Below are 20,532 nucleotides of genomic sequence, written 5' to 3'. Positions count from 1 at the left end.
GTCGTCGCAGGACGCCGCGGGCTGCTCCAGCAGCCCGCGGCGTCTCGCTTCCACAGGTGTACGAGGTCAGCTCCCCGACGCCGACGCCACAGCTCTGCCGGTGACGGTCAGGTCGGCCACCGTGGTCCACGGCCCCCGGTCACCGGCCTCGCTCAGTGCCCGCAGGCGCAGGTACCGGCCGCTGCGCGCGGCGGTGAACGGCACCACCTTCTGCGTCGCCGTGTCGGCGAGGGTTCCCGAGGCCACCGGCGTGCCCCAGTTGCTCGGGCTGTCCGACACGTACACCTCGTAGCGGCCGATCCGGCCGTTGACTCCCCCGTCCTGCCGGGGCAGGTACCGCAGCCCGTCGACCTGGTACGTGGCGCCCAGGTCGAGTTGGATCTCGTGCGGCAGCGGCGCGGCGCCGGCGGACCAGGCGGTGTGCCAGAAGGTGGCCGGGCTGCCATCGAAGGCGTTGCCGGCCGCGCCGTTCTCCGCGCTGGTCTCCTCGCTGTCGGCGTACACGAGTCGCCAGTTGTCGCGCGGGATCGGCGGCGGCGTCGTGCTGGTGCCGGCGACCGGGAGCACCGCGCCGTCGATCCGGGTCTGGAACGCGGCGCCCCGCGACCCGGCCTTGATCCGCAGCACGCCGTCGGCGTAGAACCAGCCGCTGCTCGCCGAGTCGTACGCGGCGCGGGTGGCGAGCGACGGCAGGGTCTGGCCGGCGACGGTGACCGCGCGGGGAGCGGCCGCCAGGTGGGCGGTGAACTCGTAGGAGCGCGACGACGGCTTGCCGGCGTACGTGCCGACGGAGGCGCCCACGTCCACGGTGACCGTCCCGGTGCCGGACGTCGGTGCCGTCATGCTGACCTGCTGGGTGGCGTAGGCGCCGCTCTGGTAGGCGCGGGTGATGCCGTCGTCCTCGTAGAGGGTGAAGCTCGACGAACCGCGCGGATACAGGTCGTAGGTGAGCGTGGAGACCGGCTTCTCACCCGTGTGGTTCATCTGCGGCCACATCGGCACGATGGAACCGCCCTTGACGAACAGGGGCAGCCGGTCGAGCGGCGCGGCGTACCCGTTCAGTGTGAGCGGGCCCTGGTAGACCCGGCCGGTCCAGTAGTCGGTCCAGGTGCCGGCCGGCAGGTAGATGCCGTCGCGCAGCTCGGTGTCGGAGACCACCGGCGCCACCAGGAACGCGTCGCCCGCCATGAACTGCCCCGACGTGGCGTTGCCCCGGGCGACCGGGTCGTTGGGATATTCGAGCACCAGGGCCCGGGTCGCCGGTACGCCGGTCACGCTGGCCACCCGGCTCATCGTGTAGTGGTACGGCATCAGCCGCATCTTGAGCTGGAGGTACCGGCGGTTGATCGACAGGTACGGCTCGGCGTACCGCCAGGGCTGCTTGTCCTGGTAGCCGGCCGCCGGGTTGGTCACCCCCCAACCGGACATCGTCATGAACGCCGGCGTGAACGACTTCCACTGCAGGTCCCGCACGTAGGTGTTCGGGCTGCCCCCGAAGATCCCGTCGACGTCACCGGTGGCGTAGTTGAAGCCGGACAGCCCGGCGCCCGCGACCGCCGGCACCGTCCACCGCATGTCGTCCCACCGCCCGTACGTGTCACCGGTCCAGACCACGGCGTTGCGCTGGGTGCCGGCCCATCCGTCGACCGTCCAGACGTAGCGACGCGCGTCGGAGTTGCGCTCGATGCCGTCCACCGCCTGCTGGACACCACGGAACGCGTTCTGGTAGCCGCCGCCGACCCAGGCGACGTCGGTCTTCACGCCACGGGTGCCGGCGGTGCCGACCTCGTAGTCGATCGACGACAGACCGCTGGAGGTCCACAGGCCGGTCTGGAAACCGAGCGCCTTGGCCCCGGCGACCGTCGCGGGCAGATCCGTGTAGCCGCAGCCGTACCCGTCGTTGGGCAGGAACCAGCCGGACGGCATGTCCTTGGCGCGGGCCTCCCGCGCGTACGACAGCACGTCGGGGGTCCGCTGGTGCCCGGCCCGGTTGTGGTCGCCCTGGTAGGCGGGGTTGGACGCGTTGAAGCAGTCGGCGTTGCCGAGTTCGAGGCCCCACATCGGGCTCAGGAACGGCTTGCCGGTCACGTCGGTGTACGCGCCGAGCACCCCCTTGAGCGAGTCGCCCACGAAGTAGTAGGCGTCGAACCGTTCCTCGTTGTGGGTGGTGGTCACCGGTGCGGTGAAGCCGTACGAGCCGGGTGCCCACGTGTTGCGCAGGACGCCGTAGCCGTTGGTGGACAGGTAGAAGGGGGCCGGACTGGCGTTGGTGTTCTCCCGCCACTGGTTGTCCACGGCGATCGGCACCGTCTTGTCGCGCAACGCCCACTCCCCCAGGCGCAGGCCGGTGCCGTAGAACTGCTCGTCGGTGGCGCGGGCCAGCCGTTGGGTGGTGCGGCCGGCGGTCCAGTCGAGCGGTTGCGCCTCCCGCCAGATGAGCCGCCCGTCGGGGCGCTGGACCTGCATCGTCAGGGGGCTCTTGGTGATCCGGATGACCACCGCCGAGGTGGCGATGCGGAAGGCGGTGCCCTCGTCGGTCGCGGTGCTGGCGACCGCACCGAAGTCGGTCCGCACGGTGATCTCGTTCGCCGCCGGTTCGGTGAAGGTGCCGTTCGGTGCGACCCAGACGCGGAAGATGTCCGCGCGGGCCAGTGTGAGCCGGATGCGGGCGGCCGTGCTGGTGGCGATGGTGTACGTGTTCCCGGCCCGGGTGAGGCCGGTCGCGCTTCCCGGTGTGCCCGCGCGGGCGGGTACGGCGTGCAGCATCGCGGCGAGCAGGATGAGGACCACGATGGCGGTGCGGCGGGTGTGCGCGGGCAGCGATGACCAGATCATCGTTTTCTCCCGGTGTGGTGAGGGGCAACATTCACGAAGACCGATGAGATGGAATGCTGCACCTGCTTGACTCAAGATGCAATAAGTAGGCCGCGATTTTGCATCGAGTTACATCTTTGCCAGGAGCCCCGTCAGACCTGGAGCACCGTGACACCGGCCTGCTCGACGAGGCTCACCTGCTGCGGGTCCGCCGCCCGGTCGGTGACCAGAGTGTCGATGTCGCCCAACGGGCAGATCCGGTTGAAGCTCCGGCGGCCCAGCTTCGAGGCGTCCGCGACGACGATCGTCCGCGCCGCGCTGGTCACCATGACGTGGTTGACCGCGGCCTCGCCGTCGTTGTGGGCGCTGGCGCCGTGCTGGTGGTCGATCGCGTCCACCCCCAGCACGACGACGTCCAGCGCCACGGACGCGAGCATCGTCTCCGCGATACGACCGACCAGCTCGTAGGACTGGGGGCGGGCCGTCCCACCGGTGAGCACCACCCGGATGTGCGGACGCACGATGAGCTCGTGGGCGATGTTCAGCGCGTTGGTCACCACAGTGGCCGCCGACAGCTGCCCGCTCGCGTCGGTACGCAGCGCGAGCGCCCGGGCCACCTCGGTCGTCGTGGTGCCACCGTTGAGCCCGACGGTGCTGCCCGGTGGGATCAGCGCGAGGGCGGCCGCGGCGATCCGCTGCTTCTCCGATGCCTGCCGCACCGCCTTGTAGCGCAGCGGCAGGTCGTAGGAGACGTTGGTGACGACCACGCCGCCCCGGGTACGGGTCACCAACTGCTGGGTGGCCAACTCGTCGAAGTCACGACGGATGGTCGCCGTGCTCACGCTCAGCTCGCGGGCGGTGGCCTCGATGTCGAGTTGGCCCTCGACGGCGACCATCTCCAGGAGCCGATGCCACCGCTCGCGCTGGTTCACGTCTCACTCCGGTCGCTCCGCCCACCCATGCGGCCATCTTTGCATCTGTGATGCAAAGCCCGTACCGCACGTGGCCGAGGGGCGTCACGCCGGGGTGAGTCGCCAGTGCTGGGAGGCGCTGCCGGTGTCGGCCTGCTGCACGATCACGGCCCCGTTGGTGCTCGCCCCACCGGCCACGGCCAGGACCTTGCCGGTCTGCACGTTGACCAGCTTCACGAAGTCGCCGGACGCCGCGACGACCCGCCACTGCTGGTTACCGCCGCCGGTCGCGGTCCACTGGATGACCCGCGCCCCCTCCGCCGTGGAGCTGGCCTCGACGTCAGCCAGCAGACCCGAACTGACGCTGGTCATCGTGGTGACGCCACCCACCGCGCCGGCCATCAACCACGCCTGGTTGGCGCCGCCGTTGGGGGTCCACTGGATCAACTGCACGCCGGTGGCCCCGGACAGGTCCGGCACGTCGAGGGCCTTGCCGCTGGCCCGGTTGACCACCGTGTGGCGAACGGCGCCCGACTGGCCGCTCAGGGTGGCCTCGAAGGGGATCGGCTGGGCCTGCGTCTGGTGCAGGTCGAAGACCACAATCTCGTTGGCGCCGACCCGCAGCCACGGCGCCGGGCAGTAGAGCCGCTGCTGCGGCCCCACCTTCCAGTAGCGGCCCAGGTTGCGCCCGTTGACCCAGACCACGCCCTTGGTCCACCGGGACATGTCCAGGTACGCGTCGCCGGTCTGGGTGAGGTTGACGGTGGCCTTGAAGAAGATGCCGGGCCGCGCGGCGTTGGTGATCACCGGACGCAGACCGGCCACGAACGTCTCGTCGACGGGCAGCAGGTGGGTCTGCCAGTTGGTCAACGTGCCGGTCAGGGTGCCCGCGTCGACAAGCGACACCCGCTCGGTGATGCCCTTGCGGTCGACCAGCGCCTGGCCGAAGTTGTTGCGGCCCATGCCCTCGACCAGGATGTCGAGCGTGGGGCTGCCGCTCGCCGAGGTCTTCAGCGCCAGCGGCGCGTCGCGCACCGTCACGCCGAGCGGCGTCGTGTAGGTCGCCGGCAGGTTGCTCCGGGACATGGCGCCCTGGTAGACGCCGTCGAGGAACACCGTCGCGTAGTCGCGCACCGACCTGACGTCAAGCGTGGCCCGGGTGTAGCCGGGAAGGACCCGGCGGTAGAGCATGAAGCCGGAGTTCTGGCCGTACATCTCCATCGGTTGCGGGTTCGTCTGGGTCGGCAACGCGGCCGGCAGGTTGTCCCACAGCGAGGCGTACGGGGCCGGCAGCACCGCCTGGGCGCCGGTCCGCACGATGGTGGGGATCGGCGCCGGGACGGCCGGCAGCGTCACCCCGAGGGCGGTGCCGATGATCTCCCGGTAGGCCGGGTACAGCCGCGACGGGCCGCCCTGTTCGGTGATCGGCGCGCCGTAGTCGTAGGTGGTGATGTCCGCCTGGTAGCCGGAGCCGTCGTTGGCGGCGTTCGCGCCGGCCCAGTACCCGAAGTTCGTCCCACCGTGGATCATGTAGAGGTTGAACGACAGGCGGCCGGCCATCAGACCCCGCAACTGGGTGGAGATGTCGGTGTTCGATCCGGCGAAGCCACCGTCGGCCCAGTGGGTCAACCAGCCGGTGTACAGCTCACCGGACATCGCCGGAACTGTCGGGAAGGACTGGCGGGCGGCGGCGATGGCCGCGGCGTCACCCCCGCTGAGCGCGACCGCGCCGCCGGTGACCACGGTGCGGTTGCCCTGCACCTGACCCAGGCCGTCCTCGGTGTAGAACGGCCCGTTGATCCCGGCGCGCAGCCACAGCTGCCGCAGCTCCTCCAGGTACGTCGTGTCGCTGCCGTACGACCCGTACTCGTTCTCGATCTGGACCATCAGGATCGGCCCGCCGTTGGCCACCATGAGCGGCTTGACCAGCGCGGCTAGCGCGTTGATGTAGCGCGTGACGGCGGCCATGTAGTTCGGGTCGGCGGCGGTGCGGACCCGCAGTTTGATGGTCGGGTTGCGCAGCAGGTACGGCGGTAGCCCGCCGAGGTCCCACTCGGCGCAGACGTACGGGCCGGGGCGCAGCAGCACGTACATGCCCTCGGCCTGACACAGCCGGATGAAGCCGGCGATGTCCCGCCGATCGGTGCTGAAGTCGAAGACGCCCTGCCGCTCCTCGATGTGGTTCCACATCACGTAGATGGCGATCGTGTTCATGCCCATCGCCTTGGCCATCTGGATCCGGTGCCGCCAGTACTGCACCGGGATGCGGGCCGGGTGCATCTCGCCGCTGCGGATCTGGAACGGCTGGCCGTCGAGCAGGAAGTTGCTGCCGTCGGCGGAGAACCCGAAGGTCTGCGCCGCCGCGGCGCTGGCCGGGCCGCCCGACGCCAGCATCGCCGCGAACGGACTGAGCACGCCGATGGTGAGGAGTTGGCGCCGTTCCATGGGGTCTCCTTCGGACAGGCGTCGCCGGCGGCGGTCGCGGGCCGGGGACGGGCCCGATCGCCGAGATGACGAAGGTGGTCGATGCAGTCGAGCCTGCCAGACGACGCAACATGATGTAAATATCTGAGCCCTATCCGGCATCTTCGATCAGCAGAACGTCCTGACCGCACCGTCCACGACGGACGAACAGGTCGGCGCCCGCCGCCCCACGTCGATCTATTGACGACCGGTGCGGCGTCCGGCTAGCGTCCCGACATCAGATATCCGACGTCTTATGCCTTGTTTCCCCCCGCCCACACCCCCGTCCCCCGAAGGAGTCCTGTGTCTCCTGTCCGAGCACTACCGCGCCGAGTGATCGCGGTCGTGGCCGCCGTCCTCGGCGTGGCCGCGATCCTGCCCGCCACGCCAGCCCACGCCGCCCCCGCCGGCGTGAGCGCGACCGCCAGCGCCGACTGCACGACCGGCCGGCTCAACCTCCGGCTCACCAACGGCAGCACCACCGCGCAGACCTTCACCGTCACCTGGCCGGGCCGCACCAACTCCCCCTGGACCCGGACAGTCGCCGCCGGCAGCAGCAGCAGCAGCGAGCTGTACTGGACCCTCCCGGCCGGCACCGCGTACACCCTGCGGACCACCACCCCGACCGGCCTGGACGACACCTCCGCCGGCATCTTCCACTGCGGCACCGGCATGTCCGCGCTCACCAGCTACGACTGCACCGCCGGGCGACTCCAGCTCGCGCTGGAGAACCGCACCACGACGGCCCGGGACTTCACCGTCACCTGGCCCGGTCGCACCGGGTCCCCGTGGACCCGCACCATCGCCGCCGGCGGCAACTACCTGCACTACTGGACCGTCGGCGCCGGCACCGCGTACACGCTGCGGGTCACCGCCCCCGGTTTCGACACCACACTGCGGGGCACCGCCGGGTGCGGCCTGAGCGCCGGCACCCCGCAGATGAACACCACTGCGGTGCTGACCACCCAGAGCGTCATCCGCAACCTCAACGGCCCGAACGGCCGCTACGACGGCACCTCGGCCTCGGTCCGCATCCCGGGCATGGCCGTCACCAACAACGGCACCGTCATCGCCGTCGCCGACGCCCGGATCAACGGCTCGTACGACCTCGGCGGCGGCACCAACAACATCCAGATCGCGATGACCCGCAGCACCGACGGCGGCCGGACCTTCGACCAGCCGCGCGTCATCCACGCGCCCGCCACCACCAGCGAGGGAGCGGGCGACCCGAGCCTGCTGGTGGACCGCCGGACCGGCACCGTCTACTGCTTCTTCACGTACTCCCCCCGGCCGGGCATCAGCTTCTGGTCCGGCTCGTCCGGCCTCAACACGGCCAACGACCCGAACAGCCTGCACCTGCAATACATCACCAGCCGGGACAACGGCGCCACCTGGAGCGCCCCGGTCGAGCTGAACCCGACGATCAAGGTCGCGAGCTGGCAGCAGGCGTTCTTCTCCTCCGGGCACGGCATCCAGACCAGCACGGGCCGCCTGATCCAGCCGTTCGTCTACCGGGACGGGGCGGGTCTCACCCAGACCGCCAACGTCTACAGCGACGACAACGGCGTGACGTGGCGACGCGGCGGACCCGCCGGCGGGAACATCAACGAGAGCAAGGCGGTCGAGCGCGGCACCGGGGCGATCGTGCAGAACATGCGGCACAACAGCACCCGTAGCCGGTTCTACTCCACGTCCACCGACGGCGCTGTGACGTTCGGCCCGGCCACCGCCAGCGCCCTGCTGACCGACCCGCTCTGCAACGCCGACGAGATCTCCTACCTGCGCCCGTCGGAGGTGGGCGCGAACGGCGCACCGGTGCGTACCCGCACCGCCCTGTTCAGCAACAACGCGGCCCCGGCCGCGCGCAACGACCTCACCGTCCGGCTTTCCACCGACGACGGCGCCAGCTGGCCCGCCCGAGCGCTGGTCAAGCCGGGCGGGGCGGGCTACTCCACGATGGCGGTGCTGAACGACGGCACGGTCGGCAACCTGTACGAGGTGGGCAACACCGGCGGGATCTTCTTCGCCCGCTTCACCGTGGACTGGGTCAAGGGGTCCTGACCCACGAACCACCCGCCCCCGGTGCCGGCGTGGCGCCAGCACCGGGGGCGGGTGGTTCTTCCGCTCAGTCGTCGAGGGTGCGGATCACCTCCCCGGTGTCCAGCCGGGGCAGGCGGTCGGGCGAGTCCCCGACACTGGGGTGCCCGAGGTTGAGCAGCAGCAACACCTCGTGCCGACCGTCGGGGAAGAACTCCCGCTGCACGCCCGCGACGTCGAAGCCCGCCATCGGGCCGGCGGCGAGCTCCGCCGCGCGGACACCGACGATCAGATAGCCGATCTGCAGGGTGGCGTTGAACCGGGCCTGCTCCACCCGGGCCGCCCGGTCCGCCAGCCAGTCCCGGGCCTGCGGGCGGTGCGGGTACAGCTCGGGCAGCCGCCGGTGGAACTCCACGTCGGCGGCGAGGATCGCGGTCAGCGGGGCACGGGCCGTCGCGACCCGGTTGCCACTGGACAGGTGCGGCAGCAGCCGGGCCCGGGAATCCGGCGAGCGCAGCAGCAGCACCCGCAGCGGCTGGCCGTTGTACGCGGTCGGCCCGTACCGGATCAGGTCGTGGATCGCCGCGACCTGGGCGTCGGTGACCGGCTCGTCGGTGAACGTGTTCGCCGTGCGGGCCGCCCGGAACAGCAGGTCCTGGGCGGCCCGGTCCAGCGCGAGCAGGTCCGGTGCGGTCGGTGCCGTCACGTCGGCGCACCGGCGGTGGTGTAGCCACCCCGGTGGTGCACCAGCGGCGCGCCGTCGCCGCCGTCGCCGAGCGCCAGCGGCTCGGCGATCACCAGCGAGTGGTCGCCGGCCGGAACCCGGTGCACCACGCGGCAGAGCAGCCGGGCCAGCACGCCGCCGAGCAGCGGAACCCCGAACGGTCCCGACGTCCAGTGCGGGTACGCGGCGAACCGGTCGATGCCGCTGGTGGCGAAGACCGTGGCGGCCTCCCGCTGCCCGGCCGCGAGCAGGTGCACGGCGACGTGCTCGGCGCGGGCCACCACCGGCCAACTCGACGACGCCGTCCCGAGGCAGAACGAGACGAGCGGCGGGTCCAGCGACACCGACGTGAACGAGGTGGCGGTGAACCCCGCCCGGATCGGCGCGCCGATCCCACCCAGGCAGGCCGGCTCGGTGCCGCGGGCGACGGCGGTGACCACCGTGACGCTGGTGGCCTGCCGGCGCAGCAGCGCGCGGAACAGGTCCCCGTTGACCGGTCGCAGCTCGACGGCGCCCGCCGAGGGTCGCTCCACGGTGGTCACGCCGACACCAGGGCGGACGCGGCGTACGCGCTGGCCGGTCGGGGCAGCCCGTAGTGCTCGCGCAGCGTCCGACCGGTGTACTCGGTGCGGAACAGCCCTCGGGAGCGCAGCACCGGCACCACGTGGTCGACGAAGTCGGCGAGCCCGCCGGGCAGGTGCGGCGGCATGATGTTGAACCCGTCGGCGGCGCCCCGGGTGAACCACAGCTCGATCTGGTCGGCGATCTGCTCCGGTGTGCCGGCGACGACCCGGTGACCCCGACCGCCACCGAGCCGGCCGATCAGCTGCCGGACGGTGAGCTTCTCCCGGCGGGCCAGGTCGGTGACGAGTTGGTAGCGGCTCTGGTGGGCCTGCACGGTGCCGGAGTCCGGCAGCTCCGGCAGCGGCCCGTCCAGCGGCAGGCCGGTCAGGTCGATGCCGAGCATCCCGGAGAGCTGCGCGAGGGCGTACTCGGGGACGATCAGCTCCTCCAGCTCGGCGGCGAGCGCCCGCGCCTCGGCCTCGGTGCCGCCGATCACCGGCGCGATGCCGGGCAGGATCTTCACCAGGTCCGGGTCCCGGCCGGCGGCGGTGACCTGCCGGCGCAGCTCGGCGTAGAAACCCTGCCCGTCGGCGAGGGTCTGCTGGGCGGTGAAGACCGCCTCGGCGTAGCGGGCGGCGAAGGCGATGCCGTCCGGCGACGACCCGGCCTGCACCAGCAGCGGCCGGCCCTGCGGCGGGCGGGGGATGTTGAGTGGGCCCCGGACCTGGAACTCCGGCCCCCGGTGCGCCACCTCGTGCACCCGGTCGGTGTCGGCGAACACCCCGGCCGTGGTGTCGAAGACCAGCGCGTCGTCCTCCCAGCTGTCCCAGAGCTTGATCGCCACGTCGACGAACTCGGCGGCCCGCCGGTACCGGTCGGCGTGCGCGGGGTGGCTGTCCCGGTTGAAGTTGACCGCCTCCCGCTCCTGGGCGGAGGTGACGATGTTCCAGCCGGCCCGGCCGCCGCTGAGGTGATCCAGGGAGGCGAACTTGCGGGCGGTGTGGAACGGCTCGTTGTAGGTGGTGGAGACCGTGGCGATGAGGCCGATGTGTTCGGTCACCGCGGCGAGCGACGCGAGCAGGGTCAGCGGCTCGAAGACGGCCTGGATGTTGTGCCGGGGGTTCGGCCCCACCGAGAGGCCGTCGGCGAGAAACAGCGAGTCGAGGGTGCCGCGTTCGGCGATCCGGGCCAGCTCCTGGAAGTGCCGCACGTCGGTGACCCGACGCGGGTCGGTGCGGGGGTGCCGCCAGGCCGCCTCGTGGTGGCCGACGCCCATCAGGAACGCGTTGAGGTGCAGGGTACGGGTCATTGGTGTCCGTCCTATCCGGCAGTGACGTCGACGCGCCAGGTGGAGAAGCGACGTTCGAGGGCGACGAGGAGTTGGTTGACGACCAGACCGATGGCGGAGATCGTGATGATCCCCGAGTACATGTCGGCGATCGCGAAGTTGTACTGCGCGTAGTTGATGAGGTAGCCGAGCCCCGCCTTCGCGCCGACCATCTCGGCCGCGACCAGCACCAGGATCGAGTACGCCCCGGCCAGCCGGACGCCGGTGAAGATGGTCGGCACCGCGGCCGGCAGGATCACCTTCTGGAACAGCCGCAGGTGGTTGAGCCCCATCGAGCGGGCCGACCGGATCAGCAGCGGGTCGACGCCCTTCACCCCGGCGATGGTGTTGAGCAGGATCGGCCAGGAGCACGCGTACAGCACCAGGGCGATCTTGGAGGTCTCCCCCAGGCCGAGGATGAGCACGAACACCGGCAGCAGGGCCAGCGCCGCGGTGTTGCGGAACACCTCCAGCAGCGGGCTGAGCAGCTCGGCGAGCGGCCGGTACCAGCCGATCAGCAACCCGAGCGGGATGGCGGTGAGCACCGCCAGGCCGAGCCCGGCCAGCGACCGCGTCAGGCTCGCGCCCACGTGCTCGGCGAGCTGCCCGCTGCGCAGCAACTCCCACCAGGCCACCAGCACCTCCGACAGCGGGGGCAGGAAGACCCGGTCCACCAGCCCGAGCCGCGGCGCGCTCTCCCAGATCGCGGCCAGCGCGACGATCGCGACACCGCGGTGCAGCACCCTGCCGCCGAGGCCGAGCAGCCGGCCGGCGGGGCCGCGGGCACCGGATCCGGGGGCGGCCGCCGCGTCGGGCGCGGTCGTCGGGGCCGCCAGCCGGGTGGGACGTTCGGCGATGTCAACCAACGCGGGCCTCCTCGGTGTGGGCCGCCGCCGGCGCCGCGCGCCGCGCGTCGGCTCCGGCGACGACGGAAGTACGACCACCACCTGCTCCGGGGTGGGCGGTGCGGCTGCCGGTGGCGCCTTCGGCGGCCTGGGCGGCGCGCACCTCGTCGCGCAGCAGGGTCCAGATCTGGTGCCGGTGGTGGCGGAACGCGTCGGTGGAGCGGACGTCCTCGGCCGCGTCCCGGTCGCCGAGGTCGATGTCGATGACCTGTTTGAGCCGACCGGGCCGGGACGTCAGCACCGCCACCCGCTGTCCCAGGTAGACGGCCTCGTCGATGCCGTGGGTGATGAACACGACGGTCTTGCCGGTGCGGGCCCAGATCCGCACCAGCTCGTCCTGCAACGAGTCGCGGGTCTGCGCGTCCAGGGCGGCGAACGGCTCGTCCATCAGCAGCACGTCCGGGTCGTACGCGAGGCTGCGGGCGATGGCCACCCGCTGCTTCATCCCGCCGGACAGCTCGTGCGGGTAGCGGTCGGCGAACCCGCGCAGGCCCACCAGGTCGAGGTGGTGCTCGATCAGGGCGGCCCGTTCGCCCCGGGGCACCCCCTTGGCTTCGAGACCGAACGCGACGTTGCCGGCGGCGGTGCGCCAGGGCAGCAGCGCGTACTGCTGGAAGACGATGCCCCGGTCCAGGCCGGGGCCGGTGACCGGCCGGCCGTCGACGAGCACCCGCCCACCGGTCGGTTCGGTGAGCCCGCCGAGCAGGTCGAGCAGGGTGGACTTGCCGCAGCCGCTGGGGCCGACGACGACCAGGAACTCGCCCGGGCGTACCCCGAGGGTGACCTCGTCGAGTGCGGTGACCGCGCCGGCCGCGCCACGCCGGCCGCCGCGGACGCCGAAGGTCTTGCTCACCCGGTCAAAGAGGATCTTGTCGGTGTTCACGCGCTGCCACCGTCCACGAAGGGGTTGAACCGGTTGGTGTAGAGGTCGGCGGGCTTCGGACGGTCGCCCCTGAGCTCGCCCTCGGCGGCGAGCCAGTCGATCCAGGTGCCGAACTCCTGCTCGTCGATCACCCCGCCCCGGCCGGCGACGCCGCTGCTCTTCCAGTACGCGACCAGCGACGGGTCCTCGTTGCGACCCGCTTGCCGATGATGTCCCGCATCCGGGCGACAACGGTCTCCCGGGGTTGGGTGCGCGCCCACTCGATGGCCTTGCCGACCCCGGTGACGAACGCCCTGACGGTCTCCGGGTTGCGCTTGATGAAGTCGTCGCGGAAGACGTAGGTGCCGCCGCTGAACGCGCCGAGCAGTTCGTAGTCGGTGACGATGGTGCGGATGCCGCCACTGGCGACCGCCTTGTCCCGGATCACCCCACCGAGCACCGCGACGTCGATCTGTTGCTGTCGCAGCGACTGCTCGGTGTTGACCGGTGGCAGCGCGACCAGCTCGACCTGCCTGATCTCGGCGGGGGTGAGACCGCCGCGAGCGAGCCAGGTCTTGAGCACGGCCTCGGCGTGCGCGCCGAGGGTGTTCATGCCGACCTTCTTGCCGATCAGGTCGCGGGGCCCGCGGATCGGGCTGCCGTCGAGCACGTAGTAGCCCTGGAAGGTCTGCGCGTCCGAACCGTAGTAGCTGACCACCGCGGTGATCGGGGCGTTGGCGGCGGCGAGCTTGACGATGGCGCCGTTGAACGCGCCGCCGAAGTCGCTCTGCCCGGTGGCGGTGGCCTGGATGTCCTGCGGACCGCCGGTGACGTTGCCGATCCAGGTGAGCGTGACGTCGCCGAGATAGCCGAGGTCGGCGGCGAGTTCGGGGAGGGTGACCTGGCCGACGGAGCCCTGGTAGCGCAGCTCGCTGACCTGGTCGCCGCTGGCGGTGGCGGCACCGCCGCATCCGGCGGTGGCGGCGAGCACGACCAGCGCGGCAGCGGTGGCGAGGGTACGCCGAACGGCATGACGGGGTGGGGACATGAGGAGTCTCCTGATCTGTCCACGATGGGAGTGGGGACGCCCGGATGGGGGCGTACGGGCACGCACGCTGCTCCGCGTTGAGCGGGCGGGCGGTGGGAGTGCGGCGCTGGAGCCGAGCCGGCTGAACCGGTCAGCTCAACAGAGCGCGCTCGCGTGCCGGACCAGGTCGATGTGCACACGAGCGGTGAGGAGAAGCTCATCCCGCTGCGACATGACCCCATGCTGCCGGGCGTCGGATCGAGCGGTCAACGGCCTTCCAGAAGATGAGACTTCTATCGCCGCCGATGTTACGGAGCCCTTCTGGCAGCGTTTACCGTTCCGCAACACCTATCTGTTTGATAGGGATACCGGTGTCGGACGAGCACCGTCCAGGACGGACACCGAGAGGGTTTCAAAAGTTGTCGGTTCGGGCATGTTCGATCTCGACACGGCAGGGAACGGTGACGAGGGGAGACCTCCGATGGGCCTCATGTTTCGCAAGCGCAAGAAGTACGGTCCGATCATCCTGAACTTCACCGAGAACGGCTTCTCCTCGTGGAGCATCAAGATCGGTCGCTGGTCCTGGAACTCCAAGGCGCGTGCGCACCGCGTCGACCTGCCGGGTCCGCTGTCCTGGAAGCAGGACAAGTCCCGGTCGTAAACCTCCCGGGAGTCGAGCGGGGTGCCGGTGATTCACCGGCACCCCGCTCGGCGTCCACAACCCCCAAGCCCCCGCCCCGCCCCGCCCTCCTCCCCCGCCGATCTTGCAGTTTCTGTTGGCGTTTCGCGTGGGATACCCGTTATGCCGAGACAGAAAGTGCAAGATCGCGTGGGGGTGGGGATCTGGGGGTCAGCGGGTCAGGCTGATGATCTCGTCGCCGGCCAGGCGGCCGGACTCGCGGTCGCGGCGCACGTCACCGGCGTCGAGCAGGTCGGCGAGCGCCTGGTTGGCGTCGGCGGCCCGATAGAGGGTCGCGGTGAGGGTGTGCCGGCGCAGCTCGGTGACCGGCCGTGGCCCGCCCGCGCGCAGCTCGGCCAGCAACTGCTGAGCCAGCGGTTCGAGATCCGGATCGCCGAGCACGTCGACAGTGGTGCCGGTCGGGTCGAGGGGGTCGCGGTAGCGCACGCCGTGGTCCGCGCCGACCGCCCAGAGCGCGTCGCGGATCGCCTCCAGACTCCGGTCGGATCGGCTGCCGAACGCGATCACACCGGCGGCCTCGCCGCCGGGCAGCACCGGTGCCACCTCGGCGACCAGGGGAAACCCTGCGGAGACGAGCACGTCTCGGGCGCTGTCGGTGGTGTGCAGCAGTAGCTCCCCGGTCCGGCCGTTGGTCGCGGCGGCGAGCACCTTCGGCGTCACCGCGCCGGCCAGGTCCACGAAGGAGAACAGTGGCGCGCCGGCAGCCCCGGCGGCCTTCACGGCGACCGGCAGCCGGTACGCGTCGCCGGGCAGCAGGTGCACGGTGACCTCGGCGGGCAGCTCCGCCTCGATGGGGCCGAGCCGGGCCGGCAGGTCGGCGTCGGCGGCGTCGGCCAGCACCAGCACCGTCACCTGCCGGCCGCGCACCTGGTCGCCGTGTGCGGCGACCAGGCGCAGTGCCGCCTCCGCGCTGCCCGCGTCGACGCCCGCGAGGGCGACGGTGGCCCGCCGGGAGCGGTGCAGGGCCGCGGCCAGCCAGGTCGTCAACTGGCGGACCAGCAGCTCGCGGAGGAAATCAGTGGTCCGGTCGGTCGGCATCGGTCCGTTCTACCGTACGGGCGGTCAGGCCGGGACGGAGATCCCCACCCCGCCCCGGGTCTGCCCGCCGTAGCGCTGCCGCTCGGCGTCCAGGTCGAGCCGACCGATCTGCTTGCGGGCGGCCAGCGCGGTGTCGTCGAGCAGGTTGGCCGGGATCAGCCAGACCACCTCGAACTCCAGACCGTCGGGGTCCCTGCCGTAGAGGCTCTTGGTCGTGCCGTGGTCGGAGGTGCCGACCAGTGCGCCGGCCGCGACGAGCCGCTCGGCGGTGGCGGCCAGCTCGTCGAGCGTGTCCACCTCCCAGGCGAGGTGGTAGAGGCCGACGGTGGACCGACCAGCGGTCGACCGCCCGGCGCCCGCGCCGATCTCGAAGAGGCCGAGGTCGTGGTCGTTGGTGGAGTCGGGGGCCTGGAGGAAGGTGGCGCCCCGGAAGCCGTCCGGGGTCATCGCCACCGGGCGGAAGCCCAGCACGTCGCTGTAGAACGCGACGCTGCGGGCGAGGTCACTGACGTAGAGGACCGCGTGGTTGAGCCGATGAATACCCATGACCCGAGGCTAGCGCGATTTAGTTGAACATTCAACCATCGGGGGTATGATGGCGGTCATGACCCGCTGGCTGGACCCCGACGAGCAACGCACCTGGCGCGCGTACCTGACCGCTTCCCGGGTGCTGATGGACACTCTCGACCGCGAGCTGCAACGCGACGCGGGCATGCCGCACGCGTACTACGAGATCCTGGTCCAGCTCTCCGAGGCCCCCGGCCGCCAACTGCGGATGAGTCAGCTGGCCCAGGCCGCGGGGTCCTCACGCAGCCGGCTCTCGCACGCCGTGGCCCGGCTGGAGGCCGCCGGCTGGGTGCGCCGCGAGGACTGCCCCACCGACCGGCGCGGCCAGATCGCGCTGCTCACCGACGAGGGTTTCGCCACCCTCGCGGCCGCCGCGCCCGGCCACGTCGAAGGGGTACGCCGACACCTGTTCGACGCGTTGAGCCCCGCCCAGGTCGACCAGCTGCGCCGGATCAGCGAGACCCTGGCCGAGCACCTGACCGGATCCTGACCAATCGACACCGGCGCGGGTCTTGTACTTACCGTCGTCGGATGAGCACGATGGGGCGTGTCTTCCGGCTTCGGTGAACTGACTGATCAGGCGCACCACCTCGTGTCCTCCGGCGATCTTGCCGGCGCACAGCAGCTGCTGTCCGACGCGCTCACCGACGCCGACCCCCGCCCGGCCAACGCCACCCCCGAGCTGGCCGAGGCGGCCAGCCTCCAGGCGCGGGTGCTGATCGCCCTCGGTGAGCCACACTCGGCCCGGGGGTGGGCCGCCTTCGCGTACGCGGCCACCACCCGCCTGCACGGTCGCGCCGACCCACGCACGGTGGCCGCGGCCGCCACCCTGGCCGCGGTGCTGCACCGGGTCGGCAGCCACTCCCGGGCGGCGCGGCTCTACCAGGAAGTCATCATCGAGCTGACCGCGCAGGACGGCCCGGAGTCGCTGCGGGTGCTCGCCGCGCACGCCGACCTGGCCACCGTGGAGTACGCGCGAGGCCAGTGCACGGTGGCCCGCGACCGCCTCCAGGACGCCTGGGAGCTGCACCGCGAGGTGTACGGCGACGGGCACCCCAGCGGCATCAAGATGCTGGCGCGGCTCGGGGCGATGCAGCGCGACTGTGGGCAGTTCGCCGAGGCGCACGACAACCTGGCGCTCGCCCGTGAGTTGTGCCGGCAGCACCTGCCCGCCGACGACCCGCTGGCCACCCAGGTGGCGGCGCTGGCCCGGGCGGCGGCGAATCCCGATCACGTCTGCGCCGACAACCCACCCACGGCCCGCGACACGCCCGTCGTACCGGCCGCCCGCGTTGCACCGCACGACGACGGGCCGACCGACTCGGGCCACCACCCGTCGGCAGCCGCACCCCACCACGCCGGGGCGGTTCCGAACCCCCGGCTGCCCTCCGACGAGGCGGTCGGGTCGACGGGCGGCAGGTGGCCGACCGAACCGGTGGACGGCCCCCCGCCCCACCCCGCCGACCCTCCGGTGCCCCCGTCGGTGGTCGGGCTGGCCGGCGGCGCGCAGGAGCAGCCCGGGGTGTACCGGCTGCACCGTCCCGCCGCCCCCACCGAGGCGTACCCGTCGTCCGACGCCTCGACACAGGTGGAGCCGTACACGCCGTCGCGGCTGCTGCCGGTGCCCGTGCACCGGGCGCCGCCGGAGCAGCGCAACCGGCTGGTGCCGGTGCTGGTGGCCGGCGTGGTCGTGGTGCTCCTCGGTGCGGCAGCGGTGATCGCCGGGGTGGCCCGGGTCGACGGCGACGACGAGCCGACCCCGCCGCCGGCCAGCGCCTCCCCCACCGCGGGCGCGCCGGCCAGCACCGCGCCCGCCCCGGGCGGCTCGGCACCCACGTCGGCTGCCGCCGCGGCGTCGCCCGGCACCCCACCCACCGCGGTGACCCTGCGCGACAACCGGGACAGCATCGCGCTGAACTGGACGTACCCGGCCGGCAGTGAGGGCCCGGTGGTCATCGCGGGCGGTCGCACCGGCCAGGCCCACAACATCTTCGCCACCTTGCCGGCGGGCACGACCAGCTTCGTCATCTACGCGCTCAACCGCACCAACGACTTCTGCTTCACTGTCGCTGTCGCCTGGTCCACCGACACCGTGGCCCGGTCCAAGCAGGTCTGCACCCGCCGCCGCTGACCCGCAAGCCACTACCCTGCCCGCCACTGCACCGCCGGCTACGCCCCGCAGACCTCACTCAGCGTGAGCTACCCGTTGACGAACCCGCCGTGACACCCCGTCACACCCGACGCCCCGCCCACAACTCCGGCCCAGGCTTTGCTCTGCTTACCTATACGCACCATCTCGGACGAGCAGCTGAAACGTCGCGACCGCCGCTACAACACGCGTCGGCGACCATCACGTTGCGTGGCTGTCGCGTCCGCGGGTGCAGAGCAAAGGGGCATCAGTGGGCGGTTGGGGGAGGCCGCCGTCACGGACCGTCTACTTTTGACCGTCCTCGGCTGGCAGCGCTGGCAGGAGCAGGCACACCCGCAGGCCTCGCTGCTCCGGCGCGTCGGTCAGGATGATGCTGCCGCCCGCGCGTCGCACCAGCTCCCGGACGATGGCCAGCCCCAGGCCGGCGCCCCCGTCGTCGCGGGCCCGTCCGTCATCCAGCCGGGTGAACCGGTCGAAGACCCGCTCCCGGTCCGCCAACGCGATCCCCAGGCCGTCGTCGGTCACCGTCACCAGGTGGTACGCCCCGACGCCAGGCCGGACCGCGGAGCCCTCCGTCGACGTTGCCTCGGCGGCGAGCACGACACTGCCGGACGCGTGGCGTACCGCGTTGTCCACCAGGTTGGCCAGCACCCGACGCAACTCCTCGACCGCGCCGATCGTCCAGAGCGGGCCCGCCGGCGGCGTCACCCGCACCGGCGGCGACGGGTAGCGGGCGGCGACGTCCGTCAGCAACGCGCCCAGCTCCACCGGGCCGGTCCCCCGCGTCGGCGGCGTCTCGTCCAGGCGGGCCAGCAGCAGGAGATCGTCGACCAGGCGACTCAGCCGGTCGGTGTCGGTGAGCAGGTTGGCGGTCACCGCCGTCCAGTCCGTCCGGTCGGCGAGGCGCTGAGCCACCTCCAGTTCCGTCCGGATGTTGGTCAACGGGCTGCGCAGCTCGTGTGCGGCGTCGGAGACGAAGGCCCGCTGCCGGACGCGGGCGGATTCCAACCGGTCCAGCATGCCGTTGAGAGTGACCGCCAGGCGGTGGATCTCGTCGGCCGACGCCGGCACCGGCAGCCGGCCCGCACCGGCCCTCCCGGTGATCTCCTCGGCGCCTCGACGCAACTGCTCGACCGGCCGCAGGGTCGCGCCCACCACCCGCCACGCCACCCCGGCCAGCACGGCCACCAGCAGCGGAAACGCCACCAGCAGGATGGTCCGGACCACGTGGATGCTGTGCCGCACGTCGGCCATCGAGCGGGCGACCAGCACGGTGAGCGGGTCGGCCGCGGTGCCGGCGGGTACGGCGACCACGCGGACCGGGCCGACCAGCCCGACCCGCTCGGCCGGCACCTCCAGCCGCTGCCGACCCGTCCGGTCCAGTCGCTCCGGGCGGACCATCGGCACCAGCCGGTCGGCGTCGATCGAGGCCGCCCTGATCCGCCCCTGCGCGTCGACGACCTGCACACGGACCTGCCCGCCGGCCACCGGCAGTGGGTCGGGCAGCGCGTCCTCGGCGGCGAGCAGGGCAACGGCATCGGCGGTGCGGAACGCCTCGGTGTCGACGGTGCGCTGGAGCACGAAGCCGAGCGCGCCGAGCAGCACCACCCCGCCCACCGCCAACCCGATGGTGAGGCCGAACACGCCGATCGCCATGAGCCGCCCTCGCAGCCCGAGGATCGGCATCCAGCCGGGCCGGGCCCGACCGGTGGGTGCCGGGCCGTCCGACGTCACGTGGCCAACCGGTAGCCGGCACCCCGGACCGTCTCCAGCCGGTCCCGGCCGAGCTTGCGGCGCAGGTAGCCGACGTACACCTCGACGGCGTTCGGCGCGGTCTCCAGGCTCGCGTCCCAGACGTGGTCCAACAACTCGATCTTGGAGATCACCTGACCCGGCCGGCGCATCAGGTAGTCCAGCAGCGCGAACTCCCGCGCGGTCAGCGTCACCTCGGCGTCCGCCCGGGTCACCCGCCGCCGGGCCGGGTCCAGTCGCAGGTCGCCGACCGCCAGCACGGTCGGACGCTCCGGTGCGCCCCGACGCAGCAACGCCCGCAGCCGGGCCAGCAGCACCACGTACGAGAAGGGCTTGGTCAGATAGTCGTCGGCGCCGCAGTCGAGGCCGTCGGCCTGGTCGTACTCGCCGTCCTTGGCGGAGAGCATCAGCACCGGCAACCAGTGCTCCTCCGCACGCAGCCGCCGGACCAGCTCGTACCCGGAGAGGCCGGGCAGCATCACGTCGAGGATCATGGCGTCGTACCCGCCGTGCCGGGCCGCGTCCAGGCCGGCCGGGCCGGTCCCCGCCACATCCACCGCGAACCCCTCGGCCTGCAGGCCGCGTTGCAGGGCAGCCGCCAACCGGGCCTCGTCCTCCACCACCAGCACGCGCACCACTCAAGGGTGCCACCCGGGTCAATCAACCCCGTTCGGTGTCCTCAGCGCGTTCAC

Annotated in this window: 19 protein-coding genes; 4 read left to right on the top strand and 15 right to left on the bottom strand. The window is 72.0% G+C overall.

The window, feature by feature from the left end:
* Nucleotides 1–66: 66 nt before the first annotated feature.
* The 3 genes from ACX27O_RS15055 to ACX27O_RS15045 form a co-directional block, all read right to left on the bottom strand.
* Entirely contained in the window at nt 67–2,835 is a 2,769-nt protein-coding gene (locus tag ACX27O_RS15055) for a TIM-barrel domain-containing protein (RefSeq protein ID WP_358126756.1), read from the bottom strand.
* Between the two features lie 131 nt (nt 2,836–2,966).
* Nucleotides 2,967–3,746 (bottom strand): DeoR/GlpR family DNA-binding transcription regulator, encoded by a 780-nt coding sequence (locus ACX27O_RS15050; RefSeq protein WP_030333617.1) that lies wholly within the window; start codon nt 3,744–3,746, stop codon nt 2,967–2,969.
* An 84-nt stretch (nt 3,747–3,830) separates the two neighbouring features.
* Nucleotides 3,831–6,170, bottom strand: coding sequence for a beta-galactosidase (locus tag ACX27O_RS15045; protein ID WP_167337310.1), 2,340 nt, complete (start codon nt 6,168–6,170; stop codon nt 3,831–3,833).
* Between the two features lie 321 nt (nt 6,171–6,491).
* Here ACX27O_RS15045 and ACX27O_RS15040 point away from each other — a divergent pair, with 321 nt between their 5' ends.
* A complete protein-coding gene (locus ACX27O_RS15040; RefSeq protein ID WP_458939584.1) occupies nt 6,492–8,249 on the top strand; it encodes an exo-alpha-sialidase in 1,758 nt (585 codons plus the stop codon).
* A gap of 64 nt (nt 8,250–8,313) precedes the next feature.
* Here ACX27O_RS15040 and ACX27O_RS15035 read toward each other — a convergent pair whose 3' ends face one another.
* The 8 genes from ACX27O_RS15035 to ACX27O_RS15000 form a co-directional block, all read right to left on the bottom strand.
* Complete coding sequence (locus ACX27O_RS15035; protein WP_458939582.1) at nt 8,314–8,931, bottom strand: malonic semialdehyde reductase; 618 nt, start codon at nt 8,929–8,931, stop codon at nt 8,314–8,316.
* On the bottom strand, nt 8,928–9,491 hold the full coding sequence (locus tag ACX27O_RS15030) for a flavin reductase family protein (protein ID WP_387219487.1): 564 nt from the start codon (nt 9,489–9,491) through the stop codon (nt 8,928–8,930). Before ACX27O_RS15030 ends, ACX27O_RS15035 begins: the two co-directional genes overlap by 4 nt.
* The gene (locus ACX27O_RS15025) at nt 9,488–10,822 is read right to left on the bottom strand and encodes an LLM class flavin-dependent oxidoreductase (protein ID WP_030333609.1); all 1,335 of its coding nucleotides are present in this window, start codon (nt 10,820–10,822) and stop codon (nt 9,488–9,490) included. Before ACX27O_RS15025 ends, ACX27O_RS15030 begins: the two co-directional genes overlap by 4 nt.
* An 11-nt stretch (nt 10,823–10,833) precedes the next feature.
* On the bottom strand, nt 10,834–11,706 hold the full coding sequence (locus ACX27O_RS15020; RefSeq protein WP_357633588.1) for an ABC transporter permease: 873 nt from the start codon (nt 11,704–11,706) through the stop codon (nt 10,834–10,836).
* Nucleotides 11,699–12,628 carry an ABC transporter ATP-binding protein gene (locus ACX27O_RS15015; RefSeq protein ID WP_036411787.1) on the bottom strand — a complete coding sequence of 310 codons (930 nt, stop codon included), beginning with the start codon at nt 12,626–12,628 and terminating at the stop codon, nt 11,699–11,701. The genes ACX27O_RS15020 and ACX27O_RS15015 overlap by 8 nt, the downstream gene beginning before the upstream one ends.
* Complete coding sequence (locus ACX27O_RS15010; RefSeq protein ID WP_458939581.1) at nt 12,625–12,759, bottom strand: hypothetical protein; 135 nt, start codon at nt 12,757–12,759, stop codon at nt 12,625–12,627. Before ACX27O_RS15010 ends, ACX27O_RS15015 begins: the two co-directional genes overlap by 4 nt.
* Entirely contained in the window at nt 12,756–13,655 is a 900-nt protein-coding gene (locus tag ACX27O_RS15005; protein WP_458939580.1) for an ABC transporter substrate-binding protein, read from the bottom strand. The genes ACX27O_RS15010 and ACX27O_RS15005 overlap by 4 nt, the downstream gene beginning before the upstream one ends.
* Nucleotides 13,656–13,790: 135 nt before the next feature.
* Complete coding sequence (locus tag ACX27O_RS15000) at nt 13,791–13,868, bottom strand: putative leader peptide (protein ID WP_357592331.1); 78 nt, start codon at nt 13,866–13,868, stop codon at nt 13,791–13,793.
* Between the two features lie 247 nt (nt 13,869–14,115).
* Between ACX27O_RS15000 and ACX27O_RS14995 the strand changes: the two genes are divergently transcribed.
* Nucleotides 14,116–14,295: a DUF4236 domain-containing protein gene (locus ACX27O_RS14995; protein WP_030333600.1), complete on the top strand. Its 180-nt coding sequence runs from the start codon at nt 14,116–14,118 to the stop codon at nt 14,293–14,295.
* Between the two features lie 189 nt (nt 14,296–14,484).
* Here the strand turns inward: ACX27O_RS14995 and ACX27O_RS14990 are convergent, their stop codons facing one another.
* A complete protein-coding gene (locus tag ACX27O_RS14990) occupies nt 14,485–15,372 on the bottom strand; it encodes a hypothetical protein (protein ID WP_030333599.1) in 888 nt (295 codons plus the stop codon).
* A gap of 24 nt (nt 15,373–15,396) precedes the next feature.
* Nucleotides 15,397–15,918 carry a VOC family protein gene (locus ACX27O_RS14985; RefSeq protein ID WP_030333597.1) on the bottom strand — a complete coding sequence of 174 codons (522 nt, stop codon included), beginning with the start codon at nt 15,916–15,918 and terminating at the stop codon, nt 15,397–15,399.
* A 49-nt stretch (nt 15,919–15,967) separates the two neighbouring features.
* Between ACX27O_RS14985 and ACX27O_RS14980 the strand changes: the two genes are divergently transcribed.
* Nucleotides 15,968–16,429 carry a MarR family winged helix-turn-helix transcriptional regulator gene (locus ACX27O_RS14980; protein WP_030333595.1) on the top strand — a complete coding sequence of 154 codons (462 nt, stop codon included), beginning with the start codon at nt 15,968–15,970 and terminating at the stop codon, nt 16,427–16,429.
* 57 nt (nt 16,430–16,486) lie between these two features.
* Nucleotides 16,487–18,070 carry a tetratricopeptide repeat protein gene (locus ACX27O_RS14975; protein WP_387219476.1) on the top strand — a complete coding sequence of 528 codons (1,584 nt, stop codon included), beginning with the start codon at nt 16,487–16,489 and terminating at the stop codon, nt 18,068–18,070.
* A 303-nt stretch (nt 18,071–18,373) separates the two neighbouring features.
* Here the strand turns inward: ACX27O_RS14975 and ACX27O_RS14970 are convergent, their stop codons facing one another.
* Both ACX27O_RS14970 and ACX27O_RS14965 read right to left on the bottom strand, forming a co-directional pair.
* Nucleotides 18,374–19,744 carry a sensor histidine kinase gene (locus tag ACX27O_RS14970; RefSeq protein ID WP_458939668.1) on the bottom strand — a complete coding sequence of 457 codons (1,371 nt, stop codon included), beginning with the start codon at nt 19,742–19,744 and terminating at the stop codon, nt 18,374–18,376.
* A 74-nt stretch (nt 19,745–19,818) separates the two neighbouring features.
* Nucleotides 19,819–20,475: a response regulator transcription factor gene (locus ACX27O_RS14965; protein ID WP_030333589.1), complete on the bottom strand. Its 657-nt coding sequence runs from the start codon at nt 20,473–20,475 to the stop codon at nt 19,819–19,821.
* Nucleotides 20,476–20,532: the final 57 nt, after the last annotated feature.

Source organism: Micromonospora sp. SD19, assembly GCF_054462275.1.
This window is presented reverse-complemented; position numbering and strand designations above follow the sequence as displayed.